At 63.2% G+C, this 8,083-nt stretch carries 9 protein-coding genes and 3 pseudogenes; 11 read left to right on the plus strand and 1 reads right to left on the minus strand.

The window, feature by feature from the left end; all coding sequences use genetic code 11:
• The 9 genes and pseudogenes from EN991_RS14345 to EN991_RS14385 form a co-directional block, all read left to right on the plus strand.
• A pseudogene (locus tag EN991_RS14345) lies at positions 1–342 on the plus strand (invasion associated locus B family protein); the annotation flags it as partial.
• Positions 343–499: 157 nt separating this feature from the next.
• Positions 500–979, plus strand: coding sequence for a transcriptional regulator NrdR (gene nrdR, locus EN991_RS14350; protein WP_013532250.1), 480 nt, complete (start codon positions 500–502; stop codon positions 977–979).
• 2 nt (positions 980–981) lie between these two features.
• Positions 982–2,097 carry a bifunctional diaminohydroxyphosphoribosylaminopyrimidine deaminase/5-amino-6-(5-phosphoribosylamino)uracil reductase RibD gene (ribD, locus tag EN991_RS14355; RefSeq protein ID WP_127368998.1) on the plus strand — a complete coding sequence of 372 codons (1,116 nt, stop codon included), beginning with the start codon at positions 982–984 and terminating at the stop codon, positions 2,095–2,097.
• A gap of 12 nt (positions 2,098–2,109) precedes the next feature.
• Positions 2,110–2,727 (plus strand): riboflavin synthase, encoded by a 618-nt coding sequence (locus tag EN991_RS14360; protein ID WP_127368999.1) that lies wholly within the window; start codon positions 2,110–2,112, stop codon positions 2,725–2,727.
• Between the two features lie 63 nt (positions 2,728–2,790).
• The gene (locus tag EN991_RS14365) at positions 2,791–3,051 is read left to right on the plus strand and encodes a ribbon-helix-helix domain-containing protein (RefSeq protein WP_013532247.1); all 261 of its coding nucleotides are present in this window, start codon (positions 2,791–2,793) and stop codon (positions 3,049–3,051) included.
• Positions 3,051–3,326, plus strand: a complete 276-nt coding sequence (locus EN991_RS14370; protein WP_024504679.1) for a type II toxin-antitoxin system RelE/ParE family toxin — start codon at positions 3,051–3,053, stop codon at positions 3,324–3,326. The genes EN991_RS14365 and EN991_RS14370 overlap by 1 nt, the downstream gene beginning before the upstream one ends.
• Before the next feature lie 81 nt (positions 3,327–3,407).
• A complete protein-coding gene (gene ribH, locus EN991_RS14375) occupies positions 3,408–3,902 on the plus strand; it encodes a 6,7-dimethyl-8-ribityllumazine synthase (protein ID WP_013532245.1) in 495 nt (164 codons plus the stop codon).
• Positions 3,899–4,399 carry a transcription antitermination factor NusB gene (gene nusB, locus EN991_RS14380; RefSeq protein WP_013532244.1) on the plus strand — a complete coding sequence of 167 codons (501 nt, stop codon included), beginning with the start codon at positions 3,899–3,901 and terminating at the stop codon, positions 4,397–4,399. The genes ribH and nusB overlap by 4 nt, the downstream gene beginning before the upstream one ends.
• Positions 4,396–5,607, plus strand: a pseudogene (locus EN991_RS14385) (MFS transporter). Before nusB ends, EN991_RS14385 begins: the two are co-directional and overlap by 4 nt.
• A gap of 8 nt (positions 5,608–5,615) precedes the next feature.
• On the opposite strand, the gene EN991_RS14390 reads toward EN991_RS14385, so the two are convergent.
• Positions 5,616–6,188, minus strand: coding sequence for an NADPH-dependent FMN reductase (locus tag EN991_RS14390; protein WP_013532242.1), 573 nt, complete (start codon positions 6,186–6,188; stop codon positions 5,616–5,618).
• Positions 6,189–6,392: 204 nt separating this feature from the next.
• On the opposite strand from EN991_RS14390, the gene EN991_RS14395 reads away from it, so the two are divergent.
• Together EN991_RS14395 and EN991_RS14400 are read left to right on the plus strand one after the other, a co-directional pair.
• Complete coding sequence (locus EN991_RS14395; protein ID WP_013532241.1) at positions 6,393–7,304, plus strand: ABC transporter substrate-binding protein; 912 nt, start codon at positions 6,393–6,395, stop codon at positions 7,302–7,304.
• Between the two features lie 55 nt (positions 7,305–7,359).
• Positions 7,360–8,083, plus strand: a pseudogene (locus EN991_RS14400) (ABC transporter permease); the annotation flags it as partial.

Genomic DNA, 8,083 nt, shown 5'->3' on the forward strand with positions numbered 1-8,083 from the left:
GGTGATGCACTGCCGCCGGATGCCTACCCGTCCGTAACGATCGCCGTCGACAACAAGGCCTTGCCGGCCGGCAAGTCGGTTGCCGCCACTTTCGGCGACGACAAGGGCCGCGTCACTGCCAAGCTCCATTCCGATGGCGCCGTCAACGGCCGGCTCAGCTGGACCGTCGACAACCAGTCCAAGACCAGCCTGGCGCTCCTGCGCGCCATGCGCCGGGCATCGGTGCTTGACGTCTCCTTCGGCGATGCGCCGGTTGGAAGCATATCCATGGACGGCTTCACCAAGGCCTATCGTAGTCTCGGCGCATCGTGCGGGTTTCCGACCGCCGACGTTGCTCCCTGAAGACATCGGTACGCTGTGCGGCTGCTGGCGAGGCTGGCAATCCTGCTTGCGCCTCGCTATCTCTGAAGGGCGAGGGAGCTGTTGGCGACACTTTGCCATCGCTGCAAAAACCTCTAAGCCTTTCGCTTCACCAGATTCGCCAACCAAAGGCTTCTCCATGCGCTGTCCCTATTGCCAGTCGGAAGATACGCAGGTGAAGGATTCGCGCCCCGCCGAGGATGGCGCGGCGATCCGCAGGCGGCGCGTCTGCCCCGATTGCGGCGGCCGTTTCACCACCTTCGAGCGCGTGCAGTTGCGCGACCTCGTCGTGGTCAAGAAATCGGGCCGCAAAGTGCCCTTCGACCGCGACAAGCTGTTGCGCTCGGTGGAGATCGCCGTGCGCAAGCGCAATGTCGATCCCGAGCGTATCGACCGCGCGGTGACAGGCATCGTGCGCCAGCTCGAAAGTTCCGGCGAGACAGAGGTTGCTTCGGGAGAAGTCGGCCGCCTGGTCATGGAAGCACTGAAGTCGCTCGACGATGTCGCCTATGTCCGTTTCGCCTCGGTCTACCGCAATTTTCGCGAGGCCAAGGATTTCCATGAATTGCTGGGCGAGCTCAAGGGCGACGAAGTCAAGGGTGAAGAGGAAGCCAGCTGAGCATGACTGCAAGCGAACAGGCCGCCCTTGATCGCCGCTTCATGGCGGCGGCACTCAGACTGTCGCGAAAAAATGCCGGGCGCACCGCGACCAACCCGTCTGTCGGTACGCTGATCGTACGCGATGACGGCAATGGTCCGATGATCGTCGGCACCGGCGTCACCGCTGTCGGCGGCCGTCCGCATGCCGAGACCGAGGCCCTGGCCGAGGCCGGCGACCTCGCGCGCGGCGCCACCGCCTACGTCACGCTGGAACCTTGCGCCCACCACGGCCGCACGCCACCTTGCGCCAATGCGCTGGTCAATGCGGGCGTTGCGCGGGTCGTCGGTGCCGCCAGCGATCCCGATTCGCGCGTGTCCGGCAAGGGTTATGCGATCCTGCACGCGGCCGGTGTCGAGGTGGTCGAGAAGGTGCTGGCGGCGGAAGCTGCCGAGCAGATGGCCGGCTATTTGATTCGATCGTTGAGAAAACGCCCGGAAGTGATTCTCAAGCTTGCGCTTTCCAGCGACGGCAAGATCGGCAGGGAAGGTGACGGGCAGGTGTCGATCACCGGCGATATCGCGCGCCGAGAAGTGTATCTGATGCGGGCTGAGGCGGACGCCATACTGGTTGGTATCGGCACCGCCCTTGAGGATGATCCGGCCCTGACGGTGCGTTTGCCGGGGCTTGAGAACCGTTCGCCTGCCCGCATCGTGCTCGACCGCCAGCTCAGGTTGCCGGAGGCCTCGAAGCTGGTTTCGGGCGTCGACCGGGTACCGCTCTATATCGCCGCCTGCCTGGAGGCCGATCCGCTGCGGCGCGCAGCACTCGAACGCGCCGGCGTGCGCTTCATCGGCACCGAGACGCACGAGGGCGGCGTAGCCTTGCCGGAATTACTTGAGGACCTGGCCGCGCTCGGCATGGCCAGCGTGCTGGTCGAGGGCGGCGCCAGGGTGGCGAGCGCTTTCCTGGCCGACGGGCTGGTCGACCGCATCGTGCTGTTCCAGGGACCGGATGCAATCGGCGACGACGGCATTGCATCGCCGATCGACGCCGACCATATCCCGGCAGGATTTCGCAAATTGCGCGACATGCGCTTTGGCGAAGACAGCTACGCCGAGTGGATAAGAGACCTTTAGGGATCAACACCGATGTTTACCGGAATTGTCACCGATGTCGGCACTGTCGCGTCCGTCAAGCCGCTCAGGGAAGGGGTGGGGCTCCGCATCGACACAGCCTATGACCCGCAGACCATCGCCATCGGCGCCTCGATCTCCTGCGGCGGCGTCTGCCTGACGGTCACGGCCTTGCCCGACAGCGTTTCGAATGCACGCTGGTTCGAGGTTGAAGCATGGGAGGAAGCCTTGCGGCTGACCACGGCCTCGGGCTGGAAATCCGGCACCAAAGTCAATCTGGAGCAGGCGCTGAAGATCGGCGACGAACTCGGCGGCCACATCGTTTCGGGCCATGTCGACGGCATGGCCGAGATCATCGAGCGCAAGGATGAGGGCGATGCCGTGCGCTTCACGCTGGAGGCGCCGCGCGACCTGGCGAAGTTCATTGCGCCCAAGGGATCGGTCGCGCTCGACGGCACCTCGCTCACCGTCAACAAGATCGAAGGCGCGCGCTTCGACGTGCTTTTGATCCACCACTCGCTGACCGTGACCACCTGGGGCGAGCGCAAGGTCGGCGACCGCGTCAATCTCGAGATCGACACCATGGCGCGTTATGCGGCGCGGCTGGTCGAGGCGACGAAAGAGGGGCTTTAAGTGCTGCTGGCCTCGACTTAATCAGTTTTAATCGCTATGATTAGATCTGATTGTGAGGCTCTGATGGATACAAAAGTAATCACCGCTCACGTTCCGCTGCCGCTGGCTGAAAAGGTAGATCAACTGGCTGCCCGCCTTGAGCGCCCACGCGGCTGGATCGTCAAACAAGCTCTTTCCGCGTGGGTGGATTTGGAGGAGGAGCGCCGACGGCTCACGCTTGAAGCAATGGCCGATGTCGACGCAGGACGGGTCATCGATCACCAGGCCGTGCAGGCGTGGGCTGAGAGTCTTGGTACCGACAAGCCACTGCCGGTGCCTCGTTGATGGAGTTGAAATGGACCAACAAGGCTTTGTCCGACTTGGTCCGGCTACATGATTTTCTCGTGCTAGCAAATGGCCCGGCGGCCGCACGTGCCGTGCAGTCGCTTATTGCCGCGCCGGCACGGTTGGTCGAATATCCGCGCATCGGTGAGAGACTGGAAGAGTTCGAACCACGAGAAGTGCGTCGCATTTTGGTAGGCAGCTACGAAATTCGTTACGAGATACAGAACACGACAATTTCTGTGTTGCGCCTGTGGCATACGCGAGAGGATCGATAGGACAGGAGTCCATCCAGCAATCTTCCGCTTGCGATGAACCCGGCTTCGGCCTAAGTCACCGGCAACTCCCCGGAGACTTTTATGGCTGGTACATCCCAACACGGCAAAGCCTTCATTCGTCCGAAGGCGAAGGCGCATCTGCTCATTGTCGAAGCGCGCTTTCATGACGACCTTGCCGACGCGCTGCTCGATGGCGCGACAAGCGCGCTCGATGAGGCGGGCGCGACTTATGACGTCGTCACCGTTCCAGGTTCGCTGGAGATCCCCGCGGTGATCACCTTTGCACTGGACGGCGCGACGGAAGGCGGCACACATTATGATGGCTTTGTCGCGCTCGGCACCGTCGTCCGCGGCGACACCTATCATTTCGACATTGTCGCCAATGAATCCAGCCGCGCGCTCATGGATTTGAGCGTGCAGGACTCGGTCTGCATCGGCAACGGCATCCTCACCACCGAGAATGACGCCCAGGCCTGGACTCGCGCCAAGCGCTCGGAAGGCGACAAGGGCGGCTTTGCCGCGCGTGCGGCGCTGACCATGATTGCCCTCAAGGAACAATTGGGAGCGCGATCGTGAGCGAACCCGCTTCGCCCGGGCAGCCCGCGATGCGCCACGCCAACAAGCGCGGCGCTGCCCGTCTGGCCGCCGTGCAGGCGCTCTATCAGATGGATGTCGCCGGCAGCGGTGTCTTCGAGATCACCGCCGAGTACGAGGCGTTTCGCCTTGGCAAGGAAGTCGACGGCGCGCTCTATCGCGAGGCCGATGCGCAATGGTTTCGCGCTATCCTGGCGGGTGTCGTCGAGAACCAGAAGACCATCGATCCGATCATCCGCCAGGCGCTGACCGAGGACTGGCCGCTGTCGCGGCTCGATTCGACGCTGCGCGCCATCCTGCGCGCCGGCGTCTACGAACTGATGAAGCGCGAGGATGTCCCGGTCGCCGTCATCGTCTCCGAATATGTCGACATCGCCAAGGCCTTCTACGAGGAAGACGAGCCGAAGCTGGTCAATGCCGTGCTCGACCGTGTGTCACGCCGGGTGCGTGGCGAGGGGCGCGGCAAGGACGCATCATGACGGCAATCGCCGTCGAGGCAGGCAGCGAGGCGCGCCGCACGGCGCTGATCCTGGCCGCATCGCAGGCGATCATCGGCTCGGCGGCCCCCATCGCCATCTCCGTGGGCGCGCTGGCCGGGCAATATCTGCTTGGCCCCGACAAATCATTGGCGACAGCGCCGATCACCGGCTTCAACATCGGCGTGGCGCTCGGCGCGCTGCCTGCAGCGGCCATCATCCGCAGAATGGGCCAGCGCGGCGGCTTCATGACCGGAACGATCGTCACGGCGCTTGGCGGCCTCGTCGCCACGCTTGCGCTTTTTCAAGGGAGCTTCTGGCTGTTTGCCTTTGGCTTGCTCACGATCGGTGTCGGCGGCGCCTTCGTCCAGCAGTTCCGCTTCGCCGCCGCTGACAACGCACCGCCGGAATTCAAGGCGCGCGCCATCTCCTTCGTGCTGGCCGGCGGCATCGTCACCGCTATCCTCGGGCCGCAGATTGTCATCTTCACCCGCGAATCGCTGGCGCCGGTCATGTTTGCCGGTTCGTTCGTGTCCATCCTGCCGCTGGCCGCCGTCGGCGCCATCATCCTGTCCTTCCTGCGGCTGCCGGCGAAAGCATCCGGCAAGGTGGAGATCGCCGACAGCGACGCCAGACCACTGGCTGAAATCGTCACGCAGCCGCGTTTCGTCGCCGCGCTTGTCTGTGCGGTCGGCAGCTACGCGCTGAGGAGCTTCGTCATGACGGGCGCACCGCTGGCCATGGTCGGCTGCGGACTGTCGGAGACCGACGCGACGCTCGGCATCTCCTGGCACGTCATGGCGATGTTTGCGCCAAGCTTCTTCACCGGCTCGCTGATCCATCGCTTCGGCGCCGAACGCATTGTGACCACCGGCCTGATCCTGCTCATCGGCTGCGCCATTGTCGCTCTGTCGGGCCTGGCGCTGTAGCAGTTCTGGACGTCGCTGATCCTGCTAGGCCTTGGTTGGAACTTCGGCTTCATTGGCGCGACCGCAATGGTGGCCTCCACCTACCGGCCGTCGGAAAAGGGCAAGGTGCAAGGCTTCCACGACTTCGTCCTGTTCGGCTCCGTCGCCTGCGCCTCACTGATGTCGGGCATGGTCTACAACGCCTGGGGCTGGGAGATGCTGAACTGGATAGTCTTTCCGGTCACCGTCCTGTGCTTCGTGGCGCTGGGCGCGCTGAAGCTGACGAGCGCGCGCCCGGCTTGACGCCAAACCTATGCGTCCGGCGGCAACACCTGAAGCACCCTCGCTATGAACATATGGAACTCAGCCATGTAGTTGCGCAGGAAGTCCTCGGTGGATTCGACCGTCACTTCGCCGTCGTCCGTTATCAGTCCCGGCGTGAACTGGATATAGGCTTCCGGCGCATTCATCTGGGGTGAGTTGCAGAAGCTCAGAACGCTGCGCAGGCTTTGTTGGGCGACAGCGGTTGCGATGGCGCCCGGCGATGTTCCGATGACGGCGGACGGTTTGCGCGCGAATGAATTCTTTCCATAGGGGCGGCTCGCCCAGTCGATCGCGTTCTTTAATCCGCCAGGGATCGAGCGGTTGTACTCCGGGGTAACGAACAGGACGGCCTGAACGGACGCGATCGCCTTTTTGAAATCCCGGGCGACCGGCGGGAAATCCGCATCATAGTCGTAGCTGTAAAGAGGCAGATCCCTGAAGGCGATTTCCGTCATTTCAAGTTCCGGAGGAGCCAGTTGAACGAGCGCCTTCGCGAGCTTGCGGTTGATGGATTCCCGGGCAAGACTTCCGATGAGGTAGCCGACTTTGTGTATGGCCATGACACGCTCTCCGTGTTTGCCACCCGCACTCTATGGCATTATCCGCCAGATGGCAGCAGATCGCCAGCGTCGCCTCAAAATCGGCCTTCCGAACAAAAATATTGCGCCGATCCCCCTTGTTATGAAACCGTGTGCCCCGACTGGCCGTTGAAGCCATGCTCATATGCGGTCATCGCGTTTCGGTTCATAGCTAGGGGTTCCACAATGTTTTCAGTCAAGTTTCTGGCCGGCGCGGCATTGGCGCTCGGCATCACGGTGGCTTCCGCCAATGCCCAGGTGGTTGTCTCTTCGAAGATCGACACCGAGGGCGGCGTGCTCGGCAACATCATCCAGCTCGTCCTCAACGCCAACAACATCAAGACATCAGACCGTATCCAGCTCGGCGGCACGCCGGTGGTGCGCAAGGCGATCACCGCCGGCGAGATCGACATCTATCCCGAATACACCGGCAACGCCGCCTTCTTCTTCGAGAAGGCCGACGACCCGGTCTGGAAGGATGCCGCCAAGGCCTATGAAACGGCCAAGAAGCTCGACTACGACGCCAACAAGATCGTCTGGCTGTCGCCGTCGCCCGCAAACAACACCTGGGCGATCGCGCTGCGCAAGGAAGTCGCCGAGACCAACAAGCTCGCCACGCTCACCGACTTCGGCAAATATGTCGCGGGCGGCGGTCAGGTGGTGCTGGCGGCTTCCGCCGAGTTCGTCAATTCGGCGGCTGCACTGCCGGCCTTCCAGACCACCTATGGCTTCACGCTGAAGCCGGACCAACTGATCACTCTCTCGGGCGGCGACACCGCGGCAACCATCGCCGCGGCCGCCAACCAGACCAACGGCGCCAATGCGGCCATGGTCTACGGCACCGATGGCGGCATCGCACCGTCCGGGCTCGTCGTGCTCGACGACGACAAGGGCGTGCAGCCGGTCTACCAGCCGGCGCCGATCATCCGCGAAGCGGTGCTGAAGCAACATCCCGAGATCGAGACGCTGCTGAAGCCGGTCTTCGCCAAGCTCGACCTCGTCACGCTGCAGGAGCTGAATGGTCGCGTGCAGGTCGGCGGCGAGCCGGTCAAGGGCGTCGCCGAGGACTTTTTGAAGAAGAACGGCTTCCTGAAGTAGGACGATTCCGGCGCGCCGCTTTCGTGGCGCGCCGGATCGACTGACGGGGGAGGGCGTGAACATCCGCTTCGACAAGCTCGGCGTGGTCATCGCCGCTATATCAGCCTACGCGGCTTTTGCCGCGCCCTTTGCCACGTTCCGTGCCAACCGCATCGTCCCCGGCCAGGCGCGCTCAATTCTCGAGGCGCTGCCGGCAACCACCGGGACGCTGCTGCTCGTCATGATCGTCGCCGCAGCACTCATCGCGCTGTTCAAGACACCGCTTTCGCTGCGCCTTGCCGCCGGCGTGGTGGCGCTTGCCGCGCTCGCGCTGCTGATCGGCGTCGCCGGAACATTCCTCACGCCGGAGGGCAACACCTTTGCGAGAGTTTCGCCGGCTTCCGGTTTCTGGATTCTGATCTTTGCCTTCACGCTTTTGCTCGCCGATGTGCTGACACGGCTGGACCTGTCGCCATTGGCACGAGTTGGCGTGCTTGCGGTCTCGGCTTTGGCGATCGGGCTGCTGTTGATTTCGGGAAGCTGGGACAATCTGTCGATCCTGAAGGAATATTTCAACCGCGCCGACAGTTTCTGGGCGGAGGGCTCCAAGCATGTAACGCTGGCGCTAGGGTCGCTGCTTGCGGCAGTGGTCGTCGGCCTGCCGGTCGGTATTCTCTGCCATCGCGTCGAGAATCTGCGCGCCGGCGTTCTCAACGTGCTCAACATCATCCAGACCATTCCCTCGATCGCGCTGTTCGGCCTGCTGATCGCGCCGCTCGGCTGGGTGGCCACGCATGTGC

The sequence above is a fragment of the Mesorhizobium sp. M7A.F.Ca.US.005.03.2.1 genome (genome assembly GCF_003997795.1).
GTDB lineage: Bacteria > Pseudomonadota > Alphaproteobacteria > Rhizobiales > Rhizobiaceae > Mesorhizobium > Mesorhizobium ciceri.

Excerpts from the sequence above, each read along its gene's own strand:
- nrdR (WP_013532250.1), top strand. The coding sequence starts at position 500 with ATGCGCTGTCCCTATTGCCAGTCGGAAGATACGCAGGTGAAGGATTCG.
- ribD (WP_127368998.1), top strand. The coding sequence starts at position 982 with ATGACTGCAAGCGAACAGGCCGCCCTTGATCGCCGCTTCATGGCGGCG.
- EN991_RS14360 (WP_127368999.1), top strand. The coding sequence starts at position 2,110 with ATGTTTACCGGAATTGTCACCGATGTCGGCACTGTCGCGTCCGTCAAG.
- EN991_RS14365 (WP_013532247.1), top strand. The coding sequence starts at position 2,791 with ATGGATACAAAAGTAATCACCGCTCACGTTCCGCTGCCGCTGGCTGAA.
- EN991_RS14370 (WP_024504679.1), top strand. The coding sequence starts at position 3,051 with ATGGAGTTGAAATGGACCAACAAGGCTTTGTCCGACTTGGTCCGGCTA.
- ribH (WP_013532245.1), top strand. The coding sequence starts at position 3,408 with ATGGCTGGTACATCCCAACACGGCAAAGCCTTCATTCGTCCGAAGGCG.
- EN991_RS14390 (WP_013532242.1), bottom strand. The coding sequence starts at position 6,188 with ATGGCCATACACAAAGTCGGCTACCTCATCGGAAGTCTTGCCCGGGAA.
- EN991_RS14395 (WP_013532241.1), top strand. The coding sequence starts at position 6,393 with ATGTTTTCAGTCAAGTTTCTGGCCGGCGCGGCATTGGCGCTCGGCATC.